Source organism: Streptomyces sp. NPDC001137 (genome assembly GCF_040298885.1).
GTDB lineage: Bacteria > Actinomycetota > Actinomycetes > Streptomycetales > Streptomycetaceae > Streptomyces.
This window is the reverse complement of sequence record NZ_JBEPBA010000019.1, coordinates 72624-97612: the sequence shown is the minus strand read 5'-3', so window position 1 is coordinate 97612 and position 24989 is coordinate 72624. Positions and strand designations below refer to the sequence as shown.

The following is a 24989-nucleotide window of genomic DNA, read 5'->3' as shown; positions in this document are numbered from 1 at the left end:
GGCGCACGAGTGTTTCGTGACCGAGGGGTACTCGCCGCTTGCGCTCCGGGCAACAGATGCCGGGAGCAGGCGGCGTCGAAGGGAGAGCGGCCGTGAGGTGGGTGCCGTACGAGGAAGCCGTCGGCCGCGCCATGGGCCCGGCGTGACGGCGTCCGGGCCGGCTCGCCCGTCCCACCCCGGGGAGCGGCTGGCGGACGCGGTGGACGCCCGGCTGCCCGTGTACGACGGGGGCGGCCGGCTGCTGCGCAAGGCGTTCCCGGACCACTGGTCGTTCCTGCTCGGCGAGTTGGCGCTCTACAGCCTGCTCGTCCTGGTGCTGACCGGCGTGTGGCTGACCCTCTTCTTCAAGCCGGAGATGCGGGAGGTCGTCTACGACGGGTCGTACACCCCGCTGCGGGGCGTGCGCATGTCGCAGGCCTTCGACTCCACCCTGCACATCAGCTTCGACGTGCGGGGCGGGCTGCTGATCCGTCAGCTGCACCACTGGGCCGCCCTGGTGTTCGTCTCCGCGATCGGCCTCCATCTGCTGCGGATCTTCTTCACCGGTGCCTTCCGCAGGCCGCGGGAGGTGAACTGGGTCATCGGCGTCACCCTGTTCATGCTCGCCCTGGCCGAGGGCTTCGCCGGCTACTCGCTGCCGGACGACCTGCTCTCGGGCACCGGACTGCGCATCGCCCAGGGGATCATGATGTCGATCCCCGTGGTGGGGACGTACCTCGCCTTCTTCGTCTTCGGAGCCCAGTTCCCGGGCCACGACGTCATTCCGCGGCTGTACGGCCTGCATGTGCTGCTGCTGCCGGGAGCGCTGATCGCCCTGGTCACCCTGCACCTGATCCTTGTCTTCCACCTCAAGCACACCCAGTGGCGCGGCCCGGGCCGCACCAACGCGAACTCTGTCGGAAGGCCCCTGTACCCGAGCTTCACGGCCTCCTCCGCCGGCCTGTCCCTGACGGTGTTCGGGGTGCTGGCCGTCCTCTCCGGCGTCGCGCAGATCAACCCGGTCTGGGTGTACGGCCCCTACCGGCCGGACCAGGTGTCCACCGGGTCCCAGCCCGACTGGTACGTCGGCTTCCTGGAGGGCGCGCTGCGGCTCGTACCGCCGTGGGAGACGACCCTCGCCGGGCACACGCTGATGTGGAACGTCCTGCTGCCGGCAGTCGTCCTGCCCGCGCTGCTCTTCGTCGTCCTGTACGCCTACCCCTTCGTGGAGCAGCGGCTGACCGGCGAGTGGCTCACCGAACAGCACCTGTGCGACCGGCCCCGCGAACGGCCCGTCCGCACCGGCCTCGGCGTCGCGGGCATCACCTTCTACGGCGTCCTGCTGCTGGCCGGCGGCAACGACGTGCTGGCGGCGACCTTCCGCATCTCGGTCAACGCCCTCACCTGGATCCTGCGCATCGCCCTGATCGTGGGCCCGGTGCTCGCCTTCGTTCTCACCCGCGCGCTGTGCCACGCCCTCCTGGAGGCGGAACGCGAACGTCTCGCCGAGGGCGAGGAGACCGGCGAGGTGCGGCAGAGCGTGGCCGGGGGCTACGAGAGCGGCCACCGCCCCGTCACCGACTTCCGGCCGGGCGCCCCGCGCACCCCGCTCACTCCTGTGGACCGGCACCCCGGTCCACGTACTGGAACACCAGACCAAGAACACCCCGGCCCAGCACGCCGAAGCCGATGAGGAACAGCCACAGGCCGTAGACCACGCCGGTCGCCGTGACCGCGAAACCGAGCGCGGTGACGATCGGCCAGGGGCTGTGCGGCGGGAAGAACTCCAGCGGCCCGGCGGCGTCGGCCACCTCGGCGTCTCCGCGGTCCTGGGGGCGCCGGCCGTGCCGGGCGTACTGCACGGCGCAGAAGAACGACACCAGAGCGGCCATCGCGAACGCCACGACAAGCGCCGCGGTGCCGGCCGGGTCCCAGTGGGACCACACGCCGTAGAGCGCCGCCGAGCCGCCGAAAAAGGCGGCCACGCCACCGAAGAGCACGGCCTCCACCTTCACCGCAGTCCCTCCTGCCTCGTCTGCTGGACGACCTCGGGGTGGTGCAGGTCGAAGGCCGGGGACTCCGAGCGCACCCGGGGCAGCGCCGTGAAGTTGTGCCGGGGCGGCGGACAGGAGGTGGCCCATTCCAGGCCCCGCCCGAACCCCCAGGGGTCGTCCTCCTCCACCGTCCGCCCGTGCCGGGAGGTGCGCCACACGTTGTAGAGGAACGGCAGCGTGGACACACCGAGCAGGAACGCGCCCGCCGACGACAGGGTGTTGAGCAGGGTGAACCCGTCGGAGGCCAGGTAGTCGGCGTACCGGCGCGGCATGCCCGACTCGCCCAGCCAGTGCTGCACGAGGAACGTCAGCTGGAACGCCGGGAACAGCAGCCAGAAGTGCAGCTTGCCCAGGCGCTCGTCGAGCATCTTCCCGGTGATCTTCGGCCACCAGAAGTAGAAGCCCGCGAACATCGCGAAGACCACGGTGCCGAAGAGCACGTAGTGCAGATGCGCCACCACGAAGTACGAGTCGGTGACGTGGAAGTCGAGCGGCGGCGAGGCCAGCAGCACTCCGCTGAGCCCGCCCAGCAGGAACGACACCAGGAATCCGAGCGACCACAGCATCGGCGTCTCGAAGGACACCGAGCCGTGCACCATCGTCCCGATCCACGCGAAGAACTTGATGCCGGTGGGCACCGCGATCAGGAACGACATCACGGAGAAGAACGGCAGCAGTACGGCGCCGGTGGCGAACATGTGGTGCGCCCACACCACCGCCGACAGCATGGTGATCGTGGTCGTCGCCCCGATCATCGGCAGATAGCCGAAAAGCGGCTTGCGCGAGAACACCGGGATGATCTCCGAGATGATCCCGAAGAACGGCAGCGCGACGATGTAGACCTCGGGATGCCCGAAGAACCAGAACAGGTGCTGCCACAGCAGGGCGCCGCCGTTGGTGGCGTCGAAGACGTGCGAGCCGAACTTCCGGTCGCACTCCAGGGCCAGCAGCGCGGCCGTGAGCACCGGGAACGCGGGCAGTACCAGGATCGACGTGAACAGCACGTTCCAGGTGAACATCGGCATCCGGAACATCGTCATGCCGGGGGCGCGCAGACACAGGATCGTGGCGATGAAGTTGACCGCGCCCAGCGTGGTCGACACCCCGGTGACCACCAGTCCCATCACCCACAGGTCACCGCCCGCGCCGGGCGAGAAGTACGAGCTGTTCAGCGGCGCGTACGCGAACCAGCCGAACGCGGCCGCGCCGCCCGGCACCACGAACCCCGACACCACCATCAGACCGCCGAACAGATACATCCAGTACGACAGCGCGTTGAGCCGGGGGAACGCCACGTCCGGGGCGCCGATCTGCAAGGGCATCACGGCGTTCGCGAACCCTGCGAACATCGGGGTGGCGAACAGCAGCATCATGATCGTGCCGTGAATGGTGAACAGCTGGTTGTATGTGTGCTCGTTCATGAACTGCAGCCCCGGACGGGCCAGTTCGGCACGCATGCCGAGAGCGAGCAGACCGGCGAGGAGGAAGAAGCAGAACGAGGTCACCATGTACAGCCGGCCGATCACCTTGTGGTCGGTCGTCGAGGCCCAGGCGAGCAGCGTGCGCCCCAGCGGGACGGCGGCGCCGCGAGACGCACGCCCCGCGCCTTCCTCGAGGCGCCTAGTCGCTTCGGTCATTGTTCTCCTCAGCCGTGCCGAGAGCGAGAAGCGCCTCGCGGGTGCCCGCCCCGACCGGCGGGAAACCAGCGACTCCTCTGCGTGCCGACGCTACCCACGCGCCGCGCGGCGCAGCGTCCGCCACGCCTCTGGAGCCGGACCGGATCGCCCGGCCGCCATCAGGGCATCGACGAGGAGGCGGCCACGCGCAGGGGGCGGGTGGCCACGGCGACGCCGTCCAGGGTCCGCGCCGCCTCGTCCTCGCCCTCCAGGTCGGCCCACCAGCCGGGGCCGTCCTCCAGGTAGCGCAGCAGGATCCCCTCGCGCAGGGCCCAGGGGCAGATGGCGACGGTCTTCACTCCGCTGAGTTTCATCGCGGTGTGCGCGACGATCGCCCCGGCCAGGCTCTGCCGGGCGCGGGCCCTGGAGATGCCGGGCAGTTCGGCCCGCCGGTCGGCGGGCAGCGCGGCCGGCCGGTCGATCGCACGGCGCAGGTCGCAGCGGCGCAGGGCGCGCTCGACGAACGGGCCGCGTCGCCCAGGCGCTGCCCCGCACAGCCGCGCCAGCTGCTGGAACGTACGGGAGGTGGCGACGGCGGTCTGCGGATGCTCCCAGCGGATACGGGCGGAGGCGACGCGCAGCTGATGCCGCGCCCGGCGGCGCAGGGCGGCCGTCCCGGACGTCCTCGGGGGATCCGCCGGGTGCAGGAAATCCTTGGTGAGACGGTTGGCGCCGAGCGGCAGCGAGACCGCGAACTCCGGCACCCGGCCCCGGCCGAAGGCGACCTCCAGGGAGCCGCCGCCGATGTCGAAGAGGGCCAGCGGGCCCGAGCGCCGGCCCATCCACCGCCGGGCACCCAGGAACGTCAGCCGGGCCTCCAGCTCACCCGGCAGCACCCGCAGGCTCAGGCCGGTCCGGTCGTGCACCGCCCGCAGGACGTCGGCCCGGTCGGGCGCGTCCCGCACCACGGAGGTGGCGAACACCAGGGGCTCTTGCGCGTCCCACTCGCCGGCCATCTCCGCCGCCGCGGTCAGGGCCGCGACCAGCTTCTCGGTGCCCGCCTCTCCGAGGCGTCCGTCGTCCCTCACCTGCTCGGACAGGCGCGCTTCCACTTCGCCGTGTGCACCGGAAGCGGGACTCCCGCCGCCGCGTCGCTCACCTCAAGCCGGACCGTGTTCGAACCGACGTCCAGCACGCTCAGTCTCATGGACCCGCGGTACCCCGCCCGGCCGGCGCCAGTCCGCCAGCAGCCTGGCCGCCAGGGCGTCCTCCAGATGGCCGGTCGTGCGGATCCCGAAGACCACATCGCCCTCCAGGCCCGGTTCGCTCTCCAGGAGTCCGCCGACGACGTCGTGCCGTACGACCTGTTCGTGCACGGCGTCGGCCTCGACGTGCTCGGTGTAGAACCGCACGGCCGCAGGTCCGGCCCCGGCCCGGCGCATCGCCTCGGCGAGCCGGCGGGAGGCCGGGGACGAGGTCACCTCGACCGCGGCGAAGTGCCCGACGAGCGCCCCGCGCAGCGCCCGGTGCAGACCGAACAGGGACATCAGATTGACGCTCGCGAGCGCCTCCGCGGGGGCGGCGTCGACATAGTGCCCGTAGGCCGTCTCCAGCCCCAGGTCCGCCATGAGGTCGGCGTACAGCTGTGCGTGGATCTCGTCCGCGCGGCCCGCGCCGAACTCGTCGAACTCGACCGCGACCATCGCCGCCTTGGCCCGGCCGTGCAGCCGGGGGATGACCCAGGCGTGCGGATCCGCCTCCTTGAGGTGGTAGAGCGAGCGCAGGGCCGCGTAGTCCCGCAGATGGCCGAGATCGCCTTCGTCGCGCAGGAAGTGCGAGACGCTGCCCGTGGCGTCCACCGGCTCGACCTGGAGTGCGTCCAGCGCCTGCCGGGCCGTGTCGGTGCCGTCCACCGGCACGTCCGCGCGCAGTGCGCCCAGGAAGCGGTCCTCGATCGCACCGCGGCGGGCCAGCAGACCACTGTCCCACTCAAGGCCTTCGGGCACCCCCTGGAAGCCCTCGTAGTGCAGCTCGTAGAGGACGTAGAGGGCGAGCTGGAGGTCCTCGCCGTACGGCGCGCAGTCCGCCGCAGCGGGAATGCTCCCGGGGGCCGAACCCCGCAGCAGGGCCAGCACGGCGGCGGAGAGCGGGCCCCGCGGTTCGGGCAGTGGCGGTGGCCGGTGGCGCGACTGGTACCGGGGGCGGGCCGGGCTCATTCGGGTCCGCCTTCGCAGGGCCGCCGGCCGCGGCGGCGATGGCTGGTGTCGCACCAGGGGAACGTGCGGCTGCGGCGGCAGGTGCAGACGGCCACGGTGAAGCGGCGGGAGACCGTCACCTCGCCGTTCTCGTCCACCACTTCGACCGGTCCCTCGATGAGCAGGGGCCCGTCGCGCTGGACACGAACCCGGCGGGGGCGGTCAGATGTGTTCGGCACGGATCACCACCAGCTCCTCCGTCGTACCGCCGGACGTCAGCCCCCGCTCGCGCAGCCAGCCGAGCCGTGAACACAGCACGCGGCCGAACGGGAGGCGGGTCCGGTCGACGACCTCGGCCCGCAGACCGGCGTTCGTGAGGCGGGCCAGCGTGGTGTCGATGCCGCACAGATGCGAGTGCACCAGCAGCAGGGCGCCCGTCGGCCGCAGGAACGTCGACACGGTGTCGCAGATGCGGTCGATCAGCAGCCGGCCGTCCGGACCGGCGTCCCATGCGCGGGCGGCACCCACGGGCGGCGTCTCGTCCCGGGCGGGTACATAGGGCGGGTTGGCGACCACGAGGTCGAAGCGGCGGCCGGGCACGGCCGAGGCGAGGTCGCCGTGGCGCACCCGCAGGGTCTGCCCGTTCAGCAGGGCGTTGAACCAGGTGGCCGCGACCGCCCGCCAGGAGATGTCGACCGCGGTGACCCGGCCGCCGAGCCGCGCCGCCTCCACCGCGAGCACTCCGCTCCCGGTGCCGAGGTCCAGCACGTCCGTACGTTCCGTGATCGCCTCGCGGCACATCGCCTGCCGCAGCAGCCGGGTGTCGGTCTGCGGTGCGTAGACGCCCCGCGGGACCCAGCAACGGGGCGGGGCGGGGACGATCGAGCGGCTGGTGGTCAGAGGTGTCTCCATCAGCCCGGAGCCTTCCGCTGGACGAGCGCCACCGCGGGGGGACGGCGGCGTCCCACGGGTACCCCCTGGCGACAGACGTAACGACCGGAGCCGGGGGTCCTTTCCCGGCGCACCTGTTCAACCGCTGCCCGGCATCTGTTGAACAGTGCGCATCGCGGCAAGTCGCCCACGGGCTTGATCGGTTGACGGATATCCCGGGTCCCGGCGAAGATTTCATCAGTCGCCGGGAACAGCCCGGGGAAAACGAAGAAGGGAAGTGAATCGCGATGGAGAACGTCGAGTTCGACGACATCGAGTTCATCGAGACGGCCGAGGAGCTGCTCGCCACCTCCTACTACAAGAACATCCAGTAATTGTTCTTGAAGTAGCAGTGGGGAAGGGCGGCGTCCTCGGACGCCGCCCCTCGCCGCATCATCGGCCAAAAACAGAGCTTAGAGCTGGAAGGTTGTCGCAGTGACGACATCAGATACGGTCTGGGAAGAGCGGATCGCCGCCCTGTGGTCCGCCCTTGACGACCATGACGAGGAGGAGTTCCTCGAAAAGGTAGGGGGACTCGTCGCGGAACTTCCGGCGGACGATGCGAGGATTCCTTTCGAACTCGCCTGCGCGTTTGACTCCACCGGTCACTCCGACCGCGCCGTCCCCCTCTACCGGCAGGCGCTCGAAGCCGGTCTCACCGGTGTGCGCCGCCGCCGCGCCGTCATCCAACTGGCCAGCTCCCTGCGGAACGTCGGCCAGGTCAAGGAGAGTGTCGCCCTGCTCGAAGCCGAGCGCGCGGCCGGATCCGACCTGCTGGACGACGCCGTCGCCGGCTTTCTCGCCCTCGCGCTCGCCGATGTCGGCCGGGAGCGGGAGGCGCTCTCGTACGCGCTCGTCGCGCTGGCCAAGCATCTGCCGAGATACAACCGTTCCCTCGCAAACTATGCCGGAGATCTGATCTCAGAATCGGCATAGGCTCGCCGTGTAATTCCGCCTCGCGCGCCCGGGTGTCATGACGACGACGCCCGGGCGCTTTTGTTTTTCCGGGCAATTCAAGTGCGGACCGTGCGCAGTTGAACGCGTTGACCAGAATCCCGGTTCCGGGCGAAGATTTCATCAGTCGCCGGGAACAGCCCGGGGAAAACGAAGAAGGGAAGTGAATCGCGATGGAGAACGTCGAGTTCGACGACATCGAGTTCATCGAGACGGCCGAGGAGCTGCTCGCCACCTCCTACTACAAGAACATTCAGTAATTGTTCTTGAAGTAGCAGTGGGGAAGGGCGGCGTCCTCGGACGCCGCCCCTCGCCCGGCACAGCCGCAGGACGATCACGGCTTCCCCGTCACATACGCAATCGAATTCATTGAGAGGCAGGCATGGCGGACTACGCATTCGCGGACCTGGTGGGAGACGAGCAGGTCTTCTTCACCGAGTACTTCAACAAGAAGCCCATGCTGCGGAAGAACGCCGTGCCGGGGGACCCGCGCGACATACTCTCGCTCCGCAAGCTGGACCAGCTGGTGAACCTCGAGGTGATCCGGCCGCCGTACATCAAGGTCAACCTCAAGGGCAACGGCGTTCCCGAGCAGGGCTACAGCCGCAATGTCGTCGTGCAGGGGCAGACCATCACGGACGTGGTGGACCCCGAGAAGATCTACGAGCTCTTCCGGGCCGGCGCCACCGTCACCTGGTGCTCGCTCAACCAGATCGACCCGGCCATGCGTGACTTCACCCGCCTCATCACCGAGAAGATGGCCGTGCGCACCGACACGGTGGCCTTCCTGACGCCCGCCGGCAAGAAGGGCTACCCGCCGCACCACGACCCGGTGGACCTGTTCATCGTCCAGCTCGAGGGCACCAAGCACTGGAAGCTGTGGAACCCGCCGACCCCGCGCCTGGGCGACAACGCCCAGTACACCCTGGAGGGCCTCGGCGAGCCGGAGATCGAGGTCTCCCTCCAGCCCGGTGACGTGCTCTACCTGCCCTACGGCACGCCCCACGCGGCGACCGCCGAGGACAAGGCCTCGCTGCACCTGTCGATCATGATGCGTCCGCGCATGTGGCGGGACCTGCTGCGGGAGACCTTCGAGGACCTGCTGACGGCCGAGGTGTTCACCGCGTACCCGCACATCGGCGAGCTGCGTGAGGCGCACGTCGAGGCCGTCTTCAAGGAGAAGATCCAGGAGCTGGTGGCACGTCTGGAGTCCGTCGACGCGTCGGCCGAGCTGGACCGGCTCGCCGACATCGGCCGGCACCTGGACGGCAGCTCGAAGGGCACCACCTTCCAGAACATCGCCGACACCGACGACATCGGCCCGGACACGCGGTTGCGCCGCGGCGGCGTGCCCCTGACGTTCGGTGACGACGAGGGCGGCCGCACCCAGCTGGTCGTCAAGGGCCACAAGATCGCGGTACCCACACCGATCGCCGAAACCCTGGCCGCGCTCGGCCCGGACGCGGAGATCGAGGCGTCCCACGTGTTCCCCGGTGTGGACGCGCTCCGCTCGGCCAAGGCGGCTCAGGGACTCACCCGACTGGGTGTGTTCGAGCTGGCCCAGGCCGGGTGACGAGCCGCCGGTACCCCTCGCGAACCGTCGCGGGCCCCCACGCCTTCGGGGCCCGCGGCGGGATCGCCGGTGTCCGGCGGCATGCGTGCCGGCCGACCGGCCGGAGGCAGGAGCCCGACCCACCATGAGGAGGCAGGACAAGGTGGACACCTATTCTTTCGAGGACTTCGTCGGCGACACGGACGTCTTCTTCAGCCAGCACTTCGACCGGAAACCGCTGCTGCGCAGGGGCGCACTCGCGGGCCGGCTGGACGGTCTGCCCTCGGTCCGGCAGCTCGACGACCTCCTCGCGCTGGAGACGGTCCCGCCGTCCTACCTGCGGGTGACGAAGGGCGGCAAGGGCGTGCCGTCCGGCGCCTACACGCGCACGGTCTCGCGCGGCGCAGCGCTCGCCGAGGCCCTCAACCCGGAGAAGGTGTACGAGCTGTTCCGCTCCGGCGGCACCGTCACCTGGAACTCCCTCAACCACGTCCTGCCGTCCGCCCGCCGTCTGATGGAGCCGTTCACCGACGCCTTCGCCAGCGACACCGAGGTGGTCGTCTTCGTCACCCCGGCCCGCACCGACGGCTTCTCCCCGCACCGCGACTCGATCGACGTCTTCGTCGTCCAGGTCGACGGCACCAAGACCTGGCGGGTGTGGGACACCCCGGAGCACCGCCGCGGCGACGAGGGCTCCTACACGCCGGAGGAGCTCGGCGAGCCCGCCCTCGAGGTGACGCTGGAGCCCGGCGACGTCCTGTACGTGCCGCACGGCACCCCGCACGCGGCGGCCGCCAAGAGCGAGCTGTCGATGCACCTGTCGGTCGGGGTCGAGCCGCGCCGCTGGCGCCATCTGCTCCAGGACACCGTCGCCGCGCTCGTCGAGGACGACGACTTCCACGCCTTCCCGTACCTGGCCGACGGAGCGGAGGAGGCCGTCGCCGCGCTCACCGGCAAGCTGGAGCTGCTGCGCGACCGGCTCGCCCGGCTGGACGTGGCCGCCGAGGCCAAGCGGCTGGTCGAAACCGGCCGCACCCGGCGCGGAGTGGGCCGCAGCCGGGAGTTCGCGCGGCTCGCCGCGGTCGACACGCTGGGCCCCGGCACCCTGATCCGCCGTACCGCCACACCCGTCGAGATCGGCTCCAGCGCCGACGGCAAGACCGGCCTCCAGGTGGCCGGCCACCGCCTGAACGTGCCGGACGCCGTCGCCGACGCGCTGCACGCCCTCGACGGCGAACGGACCGTCACCGCGGCCGAGTTCTTCCCCGGAGTCCCCGAGGCCAGATCCGTCGGCGTCGCCCGCGGGCTCGCCCGCCTGGGCGTCCTCGAAGCAGCCGGAACCTCGCCGGGGGTGCCGCGGTAGCCGCCGACGGTGGCTGAACGGTCCGGGGGAAGCGCAGCGACGCGCCGTCGGACGCCCGCGGCTCCATCGCGGCTGGTCGCTCCCGCGCGGCCAAGCCGCATGTCGACATGGCCCGCGCCCCTTTTGGGGCGCCGCCGAACCGGTGCCTCCCCGAGGCCGTACCCGTCCCCACGTCGAGAGGAAGTGAGCCACGAGATGGCCACCGACACCACATCACCCACCACCGAGGCCGGGTCACCGCCGGTCTCCCGGACCGCCTGGCGCGACGTCTACATCCTTGCCGGCATGCGCGGTCTGTCCTTCGCCGGTGACATCGCCGCCGAGACGGCCATCGCCCTTCAGCTGCAGGCCCAGGGCGCCGGCTCCTACGCCGTCATGGCCCTGCTGCTGGCCGCGACCGTGCCGCCGGTGCTGCTGTCGCCGCTGACCGGCAAGGTCGCCGACCGCTTCGACAGCCGCACCCTCATGGTCGCCGTCGGCAGCCTGCAGGCCCTGATCTGCGTGGCGATGACGATCTGGACCTCACCGGCCGTCCTGATCGCCCTCTCCGTCCTGCTGTCCGCCGGACTCGCCTTCACCCACCCGGTGTTCGGCGCGCTGCCCAGCGCCATCGTCGGCAAGGAGAACGTGCCGCGGGCCTCCTCCATCTCCCAGACCTGGGCGATGGCCGGCATGGTCGCCGCACCCGGCGTCGCAGGCTTCCTCATCGGCCGCTTCGGCGTGACAGTGCCACTGCTCATCGACGCGCTCAGCTTCGCCGCGGTCGTTGCGGGCGGCCTGCTCATCCGCACCCGCCTGCACAAGGGCCGCGACGCCAAGGCGGCGGGCCAGGACAGCGCGGGCGCCGACGAGCCCACCACCCCGTACAAGATCACCTCCGACCGCTTCCTGACCGCCGTGCTCATCCTGAGCGGCGCGGTCATGGCGGCCGCGAGCATCATCAACGTCCTCATCGTCTTCTACGTCCGTGAGACCTTCGGCGCCTCCGAGGAGACCTTCGGCCTCGTCATGTCCGCCTGGATGCTGGGCCTGATCCCGGGCGGGATGCTGGTGCGCCGGCTGAAGCGGATCAGCCACGAGGCCATCCTGATCGGCACGTTCCTCTGCATCGGCGTGGCCATCGTCGGCACCGGACTGGCCCCGGGCGTGTGGTGGATCCTGCCGTTCTACGTCCTCGGCGGCATCGGCAACGGCGCCCAGGCGACGGTCACCCACATCCTGCTCAACGTCAGGGTGCCCGACACCCACCGCGGCCGGGCCTTCGCCGCACTCGGCGCCGTCTCCAACACCGGACCGGCGATCGGCTACCTGGTCGGCGGCGCGATCCTCAGCTTCACCACCCCGCGCTACGGCTTCCTCGCCGCGGGCCTGTTCGCCCTCGCCGCCCTGGCCGTCTTCGCGAACGGGGTGCTGAAGAACTCCGGCGCCGCGGCGCCCGCCCCGCAGCTGAGCGAGGCCGCGCGATGACGGTGGCCTCGGACCCGGCCCTCACGCCGGCGTATCTGCCCCGCGGCACGGAAGCCGATCTCTCCGCCCGGCCGCAGGACGACTTCTACCGCTTCGTCAACGGGCGCTGGACGGACGGCTACGTGCTGCCCGCCCACCGGGCCGAGGCCACCACCCTGACGTTGCTCGCGGACAAGGTGCAGGACGACGTCGAGGGGGTCATCCACCGCGCCGTCGCCCACCCCGGGCGGGGCGGCGCCGACCGCCGCATCGCCGACCTGCACGCCAGCTTCATGGACGAGGAGCGCATCGAGGAACTGGGCGTAGCCCGGGGTTTCGCGGCCGACCTGTCCGCGGTCCGGGCCGCGGCCGACCGCGAGGCGCTGGCCGAGGTCATGGGCCGGCTCCAGGCCCAGGGGGTCGGCGGCGCCTTCGACTTCTCGGTCGCCGTCGACACCGTGCGCGCCGACCAGTACGTCCTCACCCTCTCCCAGGCGGGTCTCGGGCTGCCCTCCGCCGGCCACTACGGGCGCGCGGAGCTGCTCGCGGACTACACCGGGCACATCGCCGTGATGCTCGCCCACGCCGGGCTGCCCGACACCGCCCGGGCCGCCGGGGACGTCGTACGGCTGGAGACCGAACTGGCCGCCCGGCACACCGTGCCGCAGCCGGGCACCCGCACTCCGGTACGCCCCTGGACCGGCACGGCCGCCCAACTCGCCGCCCGGGAGGGCGGGTTCCCGTGGGCGGCCTGGCTGCGCGGCCTGGGCGAGGTGCCCGCCGACGCCACCGTCCGGCTGCGCCAGCCGGACTTCGCCGACGGCCTCGACGACTGGTGGCGGCAGACCGGCCTGGACGAACTGCGGCTGTGGCTGTCGTGGCGGTACGTGCACGAGATGGTGCCGTTCGGTCCGCGCCAGGTCTTCGCCGACAACTTCGCCTTCTACGGCCGTACCCTCAACGGCTTCACCGAGCCGCGGCCGCGCCGCCTGCGGGTGGTGTCCTTCGTCGAGACGTTCCTCGGGGACGCCATCGCCGACCGCTATCTCGCCGAGCATGTCGCACCCGGCACCGTGGAGGCCGCGCGCGACCTGGTCGGCGCGCTGGTGGACGCCTACCGGGCCCGGCTGGAGGGGGCCGGCTGGATGGCGGCCGGCACCCGGGACGCCGCCCTGCGCAAGCTGGACGACATGGTCTTCGAGGTCGGCCGCCCCGAGGCCGCCCGCGCCGACGACGACGCCCTCGACGTGGACCCGCGGGACCTGCTCGGCAACGTCAAGCGCGGGCGCTCCCGGCACATCGCCCGGGAACTCGCCCGCCTCGGCACCCCGGTCGACCGCACCGAGTGGAAGATCCACCCGCACCAGGTCACCGCGTACTACCGGCACGGGCTCAACCAGGTCGTCATCCCCGCCGCTCTGCTCCAGCCGCCCGTCTTCGACCCCGCGGGCGACCCCGCGCGGAACTTCGCGGTGCTGGGCGCGATCGTCGGCCACGAGATGGCGCACGCCTTCGACAGCCGCGGCTCCCGCTACGACGGCCGCGGCCGGCTGCGTGACTGGTGGGCGCCCGAGGACCGGGCCGAGTTCGCCCGCCGCACCCAGCTGCTCGTCGCCCAGTACGACGCGTACGAGCCCGAGGGCTTCCCCGGGATGCGGGTCAGCGGGGCCCGCACGGTCGGCGAGAACATGGCCGACATCGCCGGCGTGACCGTCGCGCACGCCGCGTTCACCGCCCGTACCGGCGCGGCCGGGCCCGAGGAGTCGCGCCGCTTCTTCGCGCACTGGGCGACGATGTGGCGCGCCCGCACCACCCCGGCCCGGATGGCCGAGCGGCTCGCGTCGGACCGGCATCCGCCCGCCGAGTTCCGCTGCAACGGAGTGCTCGGACACGTGGAGGCCTTCTACGACGCCTTCGACGTGCGCCCCGGAGACGGCCTGTTCATCGACCCGGCACAGCGTTTCACCCTTCTGTGAGTCTGTGAGGACCCGACATGCTGCCCACTGACATCGACCTGCTGCCCGTCCTCGGGCGCCCCACGCTCTCACCGGACGGTGCCCACGCCGTGGTGGAGGTCACCCGCGCCGACCTGGCGGGCGACGGCTACACCACCGAGATGCTGATCGTGGACACCACGGGCGAGACCCCGTCGCGCCGCATCACCCAGGGCCCCTACGACGGTGCGCCCGCCTTCTCGCCCGACGGCCGCTTCCTCGCCTTCCTGCGCCCCGGCGCCCACGGCCGCGCGCAGATCCATCTGCTGCCGATGCACGGCGGGGGCGAGGCGTTCCCCGTCACCGACCACCCGATGGGCGCGGGGCAGCCGGTGTGGAGCCCGGACTCGACCCGGATCGCCTACACCAGCCGGGTGCCCGCGCCGGGCCGCTACCAGGGCCCGGCCGAGCAGGAGCGGCCGCGTCGCGTCACCACGCTCGTCTACCAGCTCGACGGCTTCGGCTACACCTACGACCGCCCCCGGCAGGTCTTCGTCACCGACCCCTTCGACGCCGAGGCAGCGCCGCTCCAGCTCACCGACGGCGACTACGACCACGGCGATCTGACCTGGAGCCCCGACGGCCGGCTGCTGGCGTTCGTGACGGCCCGGCACGAGGAGCGCGGCAACGACTCCCGGACCGACGTGTGGGCCGTCGGCGCCGACGGCACCGGCCTGCGGCCGCTGACCGAGGGCGGCCTGTACCTCTTCACGCCGCGCTTCGCCGCGGACGGCCGCTCGGTCGTCTTCTGCGGCGCGGAGCTCGACAAGAACAACAACTCGTGCGCCACGGCGAGTTACGGCCTGTGGTCGGTGCCGGTGCGGCCCGCCGAGGAGCCGGCCGCCGGTCCGGTCCTGCCGCGCCGCCTCACCGGCGACGCCCACCACCTCAGCTTCGCCAGCCAGATGATCTGGCCCGCGGCCGACGGCGTGTACTTCGCCAGTGACCACCGCGGCGAGGTCAACCTGGTCCTGGTGCCCTACGACGGCGGCGAGCCCACTCCCGTGGTCACCGGACGGCGCCAGGTCAACGGCTACGCGGTCGCCGAGACGCCCGGCCAGACCACCACCGTCGTCGCCGTCGTCGCCAGTGCCGCCAGCGCCGGCGACCTGGTGGTGTGGCGCGACGGCACCGAGCGCGTCCTGACCCCGTACGGCGCCGAACTCGTCGAGCGCGGCGGGCTGCTGCCGATGGAGGAGTTCACCGCGTACGCCCCCGACGGCTACCCGCTGCACGCCTGGGTGGTGCGCCCCGAGGGCCCCGGCCCGCACCCCGTGATCTTCCAGGTCAAGGGCGGCCCGTACACGCAGTGGGGCTACACCCTCAACGGCCCGGCCGCCTTCGACGAGGCGCAGGTGTACGCGAGCGCCGGGTACGCGGTGGTGCTGGGCAACCCGCGCGGCTGCTCCGGCTACGGCCAGGCGCACGGCGCCCACGTCCGCGACGACCTGCCCCGCAGGTCCGCCACCGACCTGCTCGCCATCCTCGACAAGGCGCTGGAGCTCCCCGAGCTGGACAGCGGCCGGGTCGGCGTGATGGGCGGCTCGTTCGGCGGCTACATGGCGGCCTGGTTCAACGCCCACCACGGGGAACGGTTCCGGGCCATGATCGGCGAGCGCGGGCTCTACGCCATCGACAGCTACGCCGCCACCAGCGACGACGGGGCGGACCTCGCGGTCTCCCTCTACGGCGCCGACCGCGCCCGCTGGGCGGAGCAGAGCCCGCTGACGTACGTGGACCGGATGGCCACGCCGATGCTGGTCATCCAGTCCGAGGAGGACAAGCACTGCCCGCAGGAGCAGGCGCAGCGCCTGTTCACGGAGCTGAAGGTGCGCGGGGTCCCCGTCGAGATGCTGCTGTTCCCGGGCGAGGGGCACGACATGTCCCGCTCCGGGCTGCCCAGCCACCGGCTGGCGCGATTCGAGGCCGTCCTGGAGTGGTGGGAGCGGCACCTGTGAGCGGCCTCGCCGACGTGGCGGGCCTCGCGGACCTACGACCCGAACGGGAGGACGTAAGGATGGGCGACACCCTGGTACAGGGGGCGGACGGGCTGCTGTCCCTGGACATCGACGCGGACCGGCTGCTCGGTCGGATCGCCGCGCTGGGCCGGATCGGTCTGGACGAGCGGACGGGCGGCATCACCCGGGAGGGCTTCAGCGCGGCCGACCGGGAAGCGCGGGGCTACCTGATGGACGAGGCCCGCGGCGCGGGCCTCGTCCCCGCGGTCGACGCGGCCGGCAACCTCATCGTGCGTCCCCGGCCCCGGCTCGGCGAGCAGCCCGGCGAGCGGCAGGCCCTGATGATGGGCTCGCACCTGGACACCGTCGTCAACGGCGGCCGCCTGGACGGCGCGTACGGAGTGCTGGCTGCCCTGGAGGTGCTCCAGACCCTCGCGGACAGCGGCGTCCACCTGCCGTACGAGCCGGTGGCGGTGGCCTTCGCCAACGAGGAGGGGGCGCTGTTCCCGCAGCCGTTCTGGGGCTCCATGGCGATCGCGGGCCGGCTGGCCGAACTGCCCCGGGAGCCGCGCGACCACGACGGGCGGCCGCTGCGCGAGGCGCTGCGGCTGGCCGGCGGCGACCTGGACGCGCTCGGCAGCGCGGGCTGGCCGCACGGCTCGGTGGCCGCCTACCTCGAACTCCACGTGGAACAGGGGCCGGTGCTCGAGCGCAGCGGCAACCGGATCGGGGTGGTCGACGCCATCACGGGCCGCACCGTGCTCACGGTGGAGGTGCGGGGCGCCGCCGGACACTCGGGCACCAGCCCGATGGAGGGGCGCCGGGACGCGCTCGCCGCGGCCGGCCGGGTGGTGCTGGCGGTGGAACACATCGCGCGGGATCGCAAGTTGTGCCGCGTCGGCACGGTCGGCCGGCTCGACCCGCACCCCAACACGCCGAACACCATCCCGGGCATGGTGCGGCTGACGGTGGACCTGCGGGACACGGATGTGTGGCGGGCGGCGGCGGCCGAGGAGACCCTGCGCCGGGCCCTGCGGACGATCGCCGCGGACACGGGCACCGAGATCGAGGTGGTCGCCGAGACCCGTTCCGACCCGGTCTCCACCGACCCGGTGCTGCGCGCGGCCATCGAGTGCAGCGCCGACGAACTGGGCCTCGCGCACGAGGTCCTGCCCAGCGGTGCCGGGCACGACGCGCAGATGGTCGCCGACATCGCGCCCATCGGAATGATCTTCGTGCCGAGCATCGGCGGCATCAGCCATGTCCCGGAGGAGGACACCGCCCCGCGCGACCTGGTCGCGGGCGCGCGGGTGTTGCTGCGTACCGCGATGCGCGTCACCGGTCTCAGCGAGCGATCCGCGTCCGGGCGTCCGGCGCGTCGGGAACTGGCCCGGGCACGGGACCACGAGCAGTAGTAGCCCCAGAAGCAGCAGGAACAGTCCCAAGGAAGGGGACAAGCCATGCAACTCAGGCTCAGCAAGAGCAAACGCGTCGCGGTGTTCTGCGGCGCCAGGCCGGGTGTGCAGTCCGCGTACACGGACTTCGCCCGGGAGTTCGGCCGGATGATCGCCCAGCGGGGGCTCGATCTGGTCTACGGCGCCGGCGGTGTCGGGGTCATGGGCGCGGTGGCCGCCGGGGTTCTGGACGGCGGTGGCAGTGTCACGGGGGTGATCCCGCGCACGCTGCACGAGCGGGAGCGCGCCGACAAGGCGCCCGGAGAGGTCTTCGTCGTCCGCTCGATGCACGAGCGCAAGGCCCTCATGTACCGGCTGTCGTCGGCCTTCGCGGTGCTGCCGGGCGGCATCGGCACGCTGGACGAGCTGATGGAGGTGATGACCTGGAACCAGCTGTCGCTGATGGAGAAGCCGATCGTCGTGGTCAACCACAGGGGCTTCTTCACCCCGATGCTGGCCATGCTCGACCACCTGGTCGCGGAGGGGTTCCTCAGCGACCAGGAGCGGCGTCTGGTCAAGGTCGCCCACACCCCCGAGGAGGCCCTGCACCAGTTCGGCTTCCCCGAGCCGGCCGTGACCCCGGCACTGGTGGCTTGAGGCGCCTGGGCCTGCCGCGGCCACGGACAGAAAATCGTTTCTGTGGCTCTATTCCGGGAGCGCCGGCAAATAGCCCTTCTGGACGGCGTACACGCCGGCCTGGAAGCGGCTGCGGGCGTCCAGATGGGTCATCAGACCGTGCGCGATCCGGCGGGCGGTGCGGGCGGAAACCCCGAGGCGTTTGGCGATGGCTTCGTCTGTGGAGCCTTGAGCCAGTAGTCTCAGGGCTTCAGACTGCTGTCGCGTGAGGCCGCCGGGATCCGGTTGCCTCATCGCGTCCAGTGGATCGGCCGACTGCCAGACGCTCTCGAACAGGGCGTGCAGCGAGGCAATCATTCCCTGCGACGACACCTGTACGGCACCGGCGGCGGTGTTGTCGGTGTCGGTGGCGAGGATCGCTGACTCCCGGTCGTAAATGATCATCCGGTTGGGGAGCGAGGGCACCGTCCGGACCTGGCAGCCCTGCTCCGCGAGCCAGTGCGCGTATTCCATGGTGTCCGGGCAGGAACGGATGGACTCCAGGTAGATCGTGCGCATGCGCACGCCGCGCTCCAGCAGTTGCTGGTTGAGGGGGCGGGACGCCTGCATGTTCGCGGGTGTCTGGGGGCCGCCCGGTGCGAACGTCAGGAGTTCGTGAGTGACTTTGTCGTGCAGGGTCGCGAGGTGATCGCGAATGGCGTCGAGACCTTGGAGATGCTCGATACCGGCCGCGGACGGGCCGGTTTGGCGCTGACCGTCGAATTCGAGGATGAGTTTCGCCGCGGCCGCGCGGCTGGCCTCCAGCCGCTGCTGCTGGGCGGCGAGTTGCTCCTGTTGCCGGGCCAGCAGGAGTTCCATGCCGACATGCGGGCTGACCGCGTACAGGTGGCTCGGGTCCTCGGTCGAGGCGCGGACCAGCGCCATCTCGCTGAGGCGGTCCAGGGCCCCCCGAACCTCCTGCTCGCAAAGCCCCAGCAGCGCGCACACACCGGCGACACCACTGCGGGGATTCGTGAGCATCGCCTTGTAGACGGACTCCGTGACAGCGTCAAGACCCAGAACGTTAAGCATTTATTTTGGCGGCCCCCAGTCGGAAATTCAACGTTGGACAATTACCGGTGGCGCTCAACAGTCAAGAGTCAGCCGACAGTACGTGACCTGGTTGTTATGGGCAAGCCGGTGTCCTTAATTTGGTGTTTTGCGGCGGGGGAGTATTGCATCGGTAAGGCGCATTCCCTGGGGGTGTTCCTGACTTTCCTGAGGTGGCACATGTATCTCGTTCACGTCCATCTGCGGCCACATCCCGACGGCTGCGCCATGCCCGGCTGGACCGCGGCTGCTGTCGCCGGATGCGGAACGGAGGTCGAGGGGTTCGAGCACGTCAGTGTCCATCGTGATCAAGCATCGGCCCCCACCGTCGGGATCTTTCTGAGGGCTCCGTCCCTGGAGGAAGCCGAGGCGGCAGCCGAGTCGCTGTGGCGGCGTACCTGTGCCGCCCACCCCCTGCTCGAGGACTGGGAGTTCTGGAGCGCCCAAGTGCCGCTGATTGTGCCCGAATACCTGCCGGGGCACACGGAATGAATTACTCCGCCCTGCGCTTTGCGTATCCTTGGTCGAATCCGGGGATACGCATGAATTCCCCCGTTCCCCTCTGCGAACGGGGGTGGACACAGTAGGCCAGGGCCGGTTTGCCCCGCGCGGAACCACTGTTCCAGCCGCTGGAGCTGCGACAACACTTCTTCCTGCCAGCACAAAGCCAGCAGAAAGGCAGAAACTATGTCGCGCAAGCACCCCTCCAACGCTTCCCGTCGGCTCCTGCGCGGTGTGATCGTGGCCGGAGCGGTCATCATGACCGCGGGCGCCGGTGCGGCCGCCGCCGAAGCACTGACTCCCGCCCACAGCACGGCAGTTCACACGGTCGCCGGTGCCACGCCGCTCCTGACCGGAGAGGACGACCTCGGCTGGCAGTGAGCCGCCCCGCACCGCCTGAACCAGCGTGCACGTGGGACGATTTCCTGAGGGGGACAGCTGTGGACCGAGACAGTCGCGACCACCGAGACGGCCAGGGCACTCGTGATCTTCCGGATGCCGGGGCGACGCCGGACGGCGCGGACCATCTGATCAGGCTGCGCGACCGTGGATTCCTGGACCAGCCCGTCGAGCTGGTACCGATCGAACGACTCGTCGTCGACTTCGACGACTTCTCGCCCCGCAGCGCGGGCGAGGACGAGGACTACGTACGGACACTGGCCGAGACGGAGGCGGAGTTCCCGCCCATCCTCGTGCACCGTGCCACCATGACCGTCGTCGACGGTGCGCACCGTCTGCGGGCCGCCTGTCTGCGGGGTGCCGACCACATCTCCGCGCGCTTCTTCGAGGGGGACCTGGACGCCGCCCGGCTGCTCGCCGTGGCGACCAACGTCACGCACGGCCGGCCCCTTTCCACTGACGACCGCATCGCCGCCGCACGACGCATCCTCGCTGCGCACCCGCGCTGGGCGGACCGGGCGGTGGCGGCCCTCGCCGGGCTCTCCGCGAAGAAGGTGGCCCGACTGCGCGGCGGCGCCGACACGGAAGCCGGGGGGTTCAGGATCGGCCGGGACGGCCGCTCCCGCCCGGTCGACTCCTCACAGCGCCGCGAACTCGCCGGTGAGCTCATAAGGAGCGATCCCGGCGCCTCCCTGCGCCAGATCGCCGCGCGGGCCGGCCTGGCTCCGGCCACCGTCGCCGACGTGCGGGCCCGCATCCGGCGCGGCGAGAGCCCGGTACCCGAACGCAGCGTCCGCGACCCGAGGCTTGCGCAGGCCCAGCCGTCCGTCCCGCCCGGGCAGCGCCGGGTGCCGCCGGCGAGCACGGGTCGGCCCATCGCGGAGGACGAGATCCTGCGTCTCTTCGACGCGTTGCGACGCGACCCCTCCCTGCGGTTCAGCGACGCCGGCCGCAACGTCCTCCGGGTCCTCGACGCCTGCGCCGTGATCGCCCGCGACGGCGGCCGCATCGCCGCCACGGTCCCGCCCCACTGCCGGGAATCCCTGGCCCAACTCGCCCATGGCTACGCCGGGGTCTGGAACAGGCTCGCCAACGACCTGACAAGCGGCGAGAGCGAACGGATCGCGTCACTGGGGGCCTGAGCAGGCTCGGGTGCGGGGCGGCACCGGCGGGGGGAAGGCATGAAGCGACACAGCGGACGAAATGGGGGGATGGGCGTGGACGGAGCGCGACAGGCCGTTGTTCCTCCGCTGGGAGTGCTGCTCGGCAACTGGCGCGGCACAGAGGGCAGTGCGTACCGGCAACTGGCGGCCTGTCTGCTCGACCTCGTCCGCGACGGTCGTATCCCACCCGGCACGCGCCTGCCCGCCGAACGCCGGCTGGCAGCCGACCTCGTCGTGAGCCGCACCACGGTCACGGCCGCCTATCGGCTCCTGTGCTCCTCCGGTCACGCCGAGAGCCGCCACGGGTCGGGCACCTACACGATCCTGCCGTCGCAGCCGGCACCGGCGGCGCAAGGCGGGGCGGGGGTGCCGCTTCGGGTTCCGCCTCCGCGCAGGGCCGGCCAGGGGGGAGTGCGGGAGGGAGGGGAGGGCGTCATCGATCTGGTGACGGCCTCGCTGCCCGCTCCCGAGCCGTGGTTGCCGGCGGCGGTGGACGCGGCCGGACGGGAGCTGGCCCGGTACGCGCACGGCCATGGGTGTTTCCCCGCGGGGCTCGATGAGCTGAGGGAAGCCGTGGCGGGGCGGTACACACGGCGAGGTGTGCCCACCGACCCCGAACAGATCCTCGTCACGAACGGAGCGACCGGCGCCTTCGCGCTGCTGCTGCGGGAGTTGACCGGCCCGTTCGACCGGGTGGCCGTGGAGTCGCCGGGACACCCCAACCTGGTGCGCGCCGTCGAGGCGGCGGGCGCTCGCCCTCTTCCCGTGGCGCTGTGCGACCACGGATGGGACGTGCCGGCGTGGCACAGCGCACTGCGCTGTGCCGGTCCCCGCCTGGCCTGTCTGACCCCCGACTTCCAGCAGCCCACCGGCCTGCTGATGTCCGAGGACCGGCGCCGCGCCCTCGTCGCCCTGGCCGCCTCCACCGGAGTGACCCTGCTCGTCGACGAGACGCTGGCCGAGCTGTCCCTCACGCCCCTGGCCCCGGCACCGACCCCGCTCGCCGCCCTCGACCCGGGGAGCAGCGTGATCACCGTCGGCTCCGCGGCCAAGACCCTGTGGTCCGGACTGCGCGTCGGCTGGATCCGCGCCACACCCCAGCTCGTCCGCACCCTGGCGGTCCGGCGCGCGGGCGTGGACCTCGCACCTCCCGTCCTCGAACAGTTGGTGGTCCGTCACCTCCTCGACGACGCCCGCGTGTTCGCGGACACGGTCGCCGTCCAGCGTGAACGCGCCCGCACCCGGCGCGACGCACTCGTCGCGGCCCTGCGCACCGAACTTCCCGACTGGACCTTCCGGGTGCCGGACGGCGGGCTCGCCCTGTGGGCCCACGCCGGAGGCCGGCCCGCCCGCGAGATCGCCGCCCTCGCGGAACGCGACGGTGTGCGCCTGGCGGCGGGCCCTCGCTTCGGCACCGAAGTACACCTCGAAGGATTCCTCCGCCTCCCCTTCGCCCAGCCTCCTGAGGTCCTCGCGGAGGCGGTACGCCGTATCGCACCACACGGGAGAGGCCCGGCATGACGGACAGCGCCATCATCAGGCTCACCGCGGCACAGATCGCCGCGGAGATCGCCGCAGGGGAGGTCACAGCCGTCGAGGTGACAGAGGCCCACCTCGCCCGCATCGACGCCGTCGACGAGAAGGTGCACGCCTTCCTGCACATCGACCGCGAAGGGGCCCTCGCCCAGGCCCGCTCGGTGGACGCCCGGCTGGCACGGGGCGAGCGACCCGGCCCGCTGGCCGGTGTCCCGCTCGCCCTGAAGGACGCCTTCACCACCCAGGGCGTGCCCACCACCTGCGGCTCCCGCATGCTGGAAGGCTGGATCCCGCCCTACGACGCGACGTTGACGCTCCGGCTCAAGGCCGCCGGGATCGTCATTCTCGGCAAGACCAACATGGATGAGTTCGCCATGGGTTCCTCCACCGAGAACAGCGCCTACGGGCCGACCCGCAACCCATGGGACATGACGCGGGTCCCCGGTGGCTCCGGCGGCGGATCAGCCGCCGCCCTGGCCGCGTACGAGGCGCCCCTGGCCATCGGCACCGACACCGGGGGTTCGATCCGCCAGCCGGCCGCCCTGACCGGGACCGTCGGCGTCAAGCCGACCTACGGCTCGGTGTCCCGCTACGGGCTCGTCTCCTACTCCTCCTCCCTCGACCAGGGTGGCCCGTGCGGGCGCACGGTGCTGGACACGGCCCTGCTGCACGAGGTCATCGCGGGGCACGACCCGATGGACTCGACGTCCATCGACGCGCCCGTCCCGCCCGTCGTCGAGGCGGCGCGCCACGGCGGCCTGCGGGGAATGCGCGTCGGTGTGGTGCGCGAGTTCTCCGGTGAGGGCTACCAGGACGGGGTGATACGACGCTTCACGCAGGCCGTGGAGCTGCTGCGGGAACTCGGCGCCGAGGTCGTCGAGGTGTCCTGCCCGTCCTTCACGTACGCCCTGCCCGCGTACTACCTGATCGCGCCTTCCGAGTGCTCCAGCAACCTGGCACGCTTCGACGCGATCCGGTACGGGATGCGGGTGGGCGACGACGGCACCCGCTCGGCCGAGGACGTCACCGCCCTCACCCGCGAGGCCGGATTCGGCCCCGAGGTCAAGCGCCGCATCATCCTCGGCACCTACGCGCTCAGCTCCGGCTACTACGACGCCTACTACGGCAGCGCCCAACGCGCCCGCACCCTGATCATCCGGGACTTCACCCGGGCCTTCGAGGACGTCGACGTCCTCGTCTCGCCGACCATGCCGACCACGGCCTTCCCGCTCGGGGAGCGCGTCGACGACCCCATGGCGATGTACCTCGCCGACCTGTGCACGATCCCGGTCAACCTCGCGGGCAACGCCGCCATGTCACTGCCCTGCGGCCTGTCTCCGGACGACGGCCTGCCCGTGGGACTCCAGATCATCGCTCCGGCCATGGCGGACGACCGCCTGTACCGGGTCGGCGCCGCCCTGGAGGCGGCGCTCGCGGAGCAGTGGGGGCACCCCCTGCTGGATAAGGCCCCCGAGTTGTAGGCGCAAGCGCCCCGCACGAACCCACCCAGACCAAGAACATCAGGAGGAACATCATGAAGATGCAGTCCGAGACCATCACCCGGCATGAGATCTCTGGTGTGGTCGACGCTCTGGTCACCGCCAACCAGGACGCCGACGGCGGGGTGGCGTTCCACCTGGTCGTCGGCCCCGCCGACCGCCCCGCGGAGTGCGACCGCATCGAGTTCGCACTCGACCCCGAACAGGCGGCCGCCCTCTTCGGCACGCCCACCGGCCGCCCGGCACCGTTCACCGGCGCCCTGCCGCCGCTCCCGTGCCGGGTCGGCGTGGAACTCCACTCCGTTTCGCCCGGGCGCCGCTGACCGCACGACACCCTCGTGGCCCACGACCGGGCAGCACGAACTGCTGACAGCCGCCGCTCATCCACACAACGTCGAAGGGCCCCACCGCGAACGGTGGGGCCCTTCGACATCGTGCCCGGTGAGGCACTGGCGGAGGATACGAGATTCGAACTCGTGAGGGGTTGCCCCCAACACGCTTTCCAAGCGTGCGCCCTAGGCCTCTAGGCGAATCCTCCGCCGGAAACATTACATGACGTCGGAGGGTGCTAGCGAACTCGTTCGGGCGCCCGGCGATCGGGTAAGCTGGGGCCCAGCCCCTCACGCGGCGCTATCTGACTGAACTCCCCCAGGGCCGGAAGGCAGCAAGGGTAGGTTGGCTCTGGCGGGTGCGTGGGGGGTCTTGTGCTTCCCGGGATCTGCCGGGCGCAT

The 24989-nt window shown here is 71.5% G+C and carries 21 protein-coding genes, 1 tRNA gene, 1 other RNA gene and 1 pseudogene; 16 read left to right on the top strand and 8 right to left on the bottom strand.

Annotation, left to right across the window (positions count from 1 at the left end; genetic code table 11):
* Positions 1 to 142: 142 nt before the first annotated feature.
* On the top strand, positions 143 to 1672 hold the full coding sequence (gene qcrB, locus ABT254_RS31645) for a cytochrome bc1 complex cytochrome b subunit (protein ID WP_450747982.1): 1530 nt from the start codon (positions 143 to 145) through the stop codon (positions 1670 to 1672).
* On the opposite strand, the gene ABT254_RS31640 is transcribed toward qcrB, so the two are convergent.
* The 6 genes and pseudogenes from ABT254_RS31640 to ABT254_RS31615 form a co-directional block, all read right to left on the bottom strand.
* Positions 1590 to 1994, bottom strand: coding sequence for a cytochrome c oxidase subunit 4 (locus ABT254_RS31640; protein WP_351477482.1), 405 nt, complete (start codon positions 1992 to 1994; stop codon positions 1590 to 1592). The genes qcrB and ABT254_RS31640 overlap by 83 nt on opposite strands.
* The gene (gene ctaD / locus ABT254_RS31635; RefSeq protein WP_450747981.1) at positions 1991 to 3670 is read right to left on the bottom strand and encodes an aa3-type cytochrome oxidase subunit I; all 1680 of its coding nucleotides are present in this window, start codon (positions 3668 to 3670) and stop codon (positions 1991 to 1993) included. The genes ABT254_RS31640 and ctaD overlap by 4 nt, the downstream gene beginning before the upstream one ends.
* A 158-nt stretch (positions 3671 to 3828) precedes the next feature.
* Positions 3829 to 4856 (bottom strand): annotated as a pseudogene (locus ABT254_RS31630) (Ppx/GppA family phosphatase).
* Positions 4810 to 5865 carry an iron-containing redox enzyme family protein gene (locus ABT254_RS31625; RefSeq protein ID WP_351477479.1) on the bottom strand — a complete coding sequence of 352 codons (1056 nt, stop codon included), beginning with the start codon at positions 5863 to 5865 and terminating at the stop codon, positions 4810 to 4812. The pseudogene ABT254_RS31630 and the gene ABT254_RS31625 overlap by 47 nt, the downstream one beginning before the upstream one ends.
* A complete protein-coding gene (locus tag ABT254_RS31620) occupies positions 5862 to 6083 on the bottom strand; it encodes a CDGSH iron-sulfur domain-containing protein (RefSeq protein WP_344403346.1) in 222 nt (73 codons plus the stop codon). Before ABT254_RS31620 ends, ABT254_RS31625 begins: the two co-directional genes overlap by 4 nt.
* Entirely contained in the window at positions 6067 to 6756 is a 690-nt protein-coding gene (locus tag ABT254_RS31615) for a HemK2/MTQ2 family protein methyltransferase (protein WP_351477475.1), read from the bottom strand. The genes ABT254_RS31620 and ABT254_RS31615 overlap by 17 nt, the downstream gene beginning before the upstream one ends.
* A 453-nt stretch (positions 6757 to 7209) precedes the next feature.
* Here ABT254_RS31615 and ABT254_RS31610 point away from each other — a divergent pair, with 453 nt between their 5' ends.
* The 8 genes from ABT254_RS31610 (at position 7210) to ABT254_RS31575 (ending at position 18092) form a co-directional block, all read left to right on the top strand.
* Entirely contained in the window at positions 7210 to 7710 is a 501-nt protein-coding gene (locus ABT254_RS31610) for a tetratricopeptide repeat protein (RefSeq protein WP_351477472.1), read from the top strand.
* A gap of 400 nt (positions 7711 to 8110) precedes the next feature.
* Entirely contained in the window at positions 8111 to 9301 is a 1191-nt protein-coding gene (locus ABT254_RS31605; RefSeq protein ID WP_351477469.1) for a cupin domain-containing protein, read from the top strand.
* A 142-nt stretch (positions 9302 to 9443) separates the two neighbouring features.
* Complete coding sequence (locus ABT254_RS31600) at positions 9444 to 10643, top strand: cupin domain-containing protein (RefSeq protein WP_351477466.1); 1200 nt, start codon at positions 9444 to 9446, stop codon at positions 10641 to 10643.
* 195 nt (positions 10644 to 10838) lie between these two features.
* On the top strand, positions 10839 to 12110 hold the full coding sequence (locus ABT254_RS31595; protein ID WP_351477463.1) for an MFS transporter: 1272 nt from the start codon (positions 10839 to 10841) through the stop codon (positions 12108 to 12110).
* The gene (locus ABT254_RS31590) at positions 12107 to 14065 is read left to right on the top strand and encodes a M13-type metalloendopeptidase (protein ID WP_351477460.1); all 1959 of its coding nucleotides are present in this window, start codon (positions 12107 to 12109) and stop codon (positions 14063 to 14065) included. Before ABT254_RS31595 ends, ABT254_RS31590 begins: the two co-directional genes overlap by 4 nt.
* A gap of 17 nt (positions 14066 to 14082) precedes the next feature.
* The gene (locus ABT254_RS31585; RefSeq protein ID WP_351477457.1) at positions 14083 to 16041 is read left to right on the top strand and encodes a S9 family peptidase; all 1959 of its coding nucleotides are present in this window, start codon (positions 14083 to 14085) and stop codon (positions 16039 to 16041) included.
* Positions 16038 to 17456, top strand: a complete 1419-nt coding sequence (locus ABT254_RS31580) for a Zn-dependent hydrolase (RefSeq protein WP_351477455.1) — start codon at positions 16038 to 16040, stop codon at positions 17454 to 17456. The genes ABT254_RS31585 and ABT254_RS31580 overlap by 4 nt, the downstream gene beginning before the upstream one ends.
* A gap of 45 nt (positions 17457 to 17501) precedes the next feature.
* The gene (locus ABT254_RS31575; RefSeq protein WP_351477452.1) at positions 17502 to 18092 is read left to right on the top strand and encodes an LOG family protein; all 591 of its coding nucleotides are present in this window, start codon (positions 17502 to 17504) and stop codon (positions 18090 to 18092) included.
* 48 nt (positions 18093 to 18140) lie between these two features.
* Here the strand turns inward: ABT254_RS31575 and ABT254_RS31570 are convergent, their stop codons facing one another.
* The gene (locus ABT254_RS31570) at positions 18141 to 19058 is read right to left on the bottom strand and encodes a LuxR C-terminal-related transcriptional regulator (protein ID WP_351477450.1); all 918 of its coding nucleotides are present in this window, start codon (positions 19056 to 19058) and stop codon (positions 18141 to 18143) included.
* A gap of 180 nt (positions 19059 to 19238) precedes the next feature.
* Between ABT254_RS31570 and ABT254_RS31565 the strand changes: the two genes are divergently transcribed.
* From ABT254_RS31565 to ABT254_RS31540, 6 genes are all read left to right on the top strand, one after another.
* Positions 19239 to 19652 carry a hypothetical protein gene (locus tag ABT254_RS31565; protein WP_351477447.1) on the top strand — a complete coding sequence of 138 codons (414 nt, stop codon included), beginning with the start codon at positions 19239 to 19241 and terminating at the stop codon, positions 19650 to 19652.
* 195 nt (positions 19653 to 19847) lie between these two features.
* On the top strand, positions 19848 to 20042 hold the full coding sequence (locus ABT254_RS31560; RefSeq protein ID WP_351477444.1) for a hypothetical protein: 195 nt from the start codon (positions 19848 to 19850) through the stop codon (positions 20040 to 20042).
* Positions 20043 to 20101: 59 nt separating this feature from the next.
* Positions 20102 to 21202 (top strand): ParB/RepB/Spo0J family partition protein, encoded by a 1101-nt coding sequence (locus ABT254_RS31555; protein WP_351477442.1) that lies wholly within the window; start codon positions 20102 to 20104, stop codon positions 21200 to 21202.
* A gap of 75 nt (positions 21203 to 21277) precedes the next feature.
* Positions 21278 to 22744, top strand: a complete 1467-nt coding sequence (gene yczR / locus ABT254_RS31550) for a MocR-like transcription factor YczR (RefSeq protein WP_351477439.1) — start codon at positions 21278 to 21280, stop codon at positions 22742 to 22744.
* Positions 22741 to 24240 carry an Asp-tRNA(Asn)/Glu-tRNA(Gln) amidotransferase subunit GatA gene (gene gatA, locus ABT254_RS31545; protein ID WP_351477436.1) on the top strand — a complete coding sequence of 500 codons (1500 nt, stop codon included), beginning with the start codon at positions 22741 to 22743 and terminating at the stop codon, positions 24238 to 24240. The genes yczR and gatA overlap by 4 nt, the downstream gene beginning before the upstream one ends.
* Positions 24241 to 24293: 53 nt before the next feature.
* Entirely contained in the window at positions 24294 to 24581 is a 288-nt protein-coding gene (locus tag ABT254_RS31540) for a hypothetical protein (RefSeq protein WP_351477433.1), read from the top strand.
* 127 nt (positions 24582 to 24708) lie between these two features.
* On the opposite strand, the gene ABT254_RS31535 is transcribed toward ABT254_RS31540, so the two are convergent.
* Positions 24709 to 24796 (bottom strand) — tRNA-Ser (locus ABT254_RS31535).
* Between the two features lie 73 nt (positions 24797 to 24869).
* On the opposite strand from ABT254_RS31535, the gene ffs reads away from it, so the two are divergent.
* An RNA gene (ffs, locus tag ABT254_RS31530) (signal recognition particle sRNA small type) lies at positions 24870 to 24966 on the top strand.
* Positions 24967 to 24989: the final 23 nt, after the last annotated feature.

Bases quoted from the DNA above. Each gene is read 5' to 3' on its own strand.
- ctaD (WP_450747981.1), bottom strand. From the start codon at position 3,670: ATGACCGAAGCGACTAGGCGCCTCGAGGAAGGCGCGGGGCGTGCGTCT.
- ABT254_RS31625 (WP_351477479.1), bottom strand. From the start codon at position 5,865: ATGAGCCCGGCCCGCCCCCGGTACCAGTCGCGCCACCGGCCACCGCCA.
- ABT254_RS31615 (WP_351477475.1), bottom strand. From the start codon at position 6,756: ATGGAGACACCTCTGACCACCAGCCGCTCGATCGTCCCCGCCCCGCCC.
- ABT254_RS31605 (WP_351477469.1), top strand. From the start codon at position 8,111: ATGGCGGACTACGCATTCGCGGACCTGGTGGGAGACGAGCAGGTCTTC.
- ABT254_RS31595 (WP_351477463.1), top strand. From the start codon at position 10,839: ATGGCCACCGACACCACATCACCCACCACCGAGGCCGGGTCACCGCCG.
- ABT254_RS31590 (WP_351477460.1), top strand. From the start codon at position 12,107: ATGACGGTGGCCTCGGACCCGGCCCTCACGCCGGCGTATCTGCCCCGC.
- ABT254_RS31585 (WP_351477457.1), top strand. From the start codon at position 14,083: ATGCTGCCCACTGACATCGACCTGCTGCCCGTCCTCGGGCGCCCCACG.
- ABT254_RS31575 (WP_351477452.1), top strand. From the start codon at position 17,502: ATGCAACTCAGGCTCAGCAAGAGCAAACGCGTCGCGGTGTTCTGCGGC.
- ABT254_RS31565 (WP_351477447.1), top strand. From the start codon at position 19,239: ATGGGCAAGCCGGTGTCCTTAATTTGGTGTTTTGCGGCGGGGGAGTAT.
- ABT254_RS31560 (WP_351477444.1), top strand. From the start codon at position 19,848: ATGTCGCGCAAGCACCCCTCCAACGCTTCCCGTCGGCTCCTGCGCGGT.
- gatA (WP_351477436.1), top strand. From the start codon at position 22,741: ATGACGGACAGCGCCATCATCAGGCTCACCGCGGCACAGATCGCCGCG.
- ABT254_RS31540 (WP_351477433.1), top strand. From the start codon at position 24,294: ATGAAGATGCAGTCCGAGACCATCACCCGGCATGAGATCTCTGGTGTG.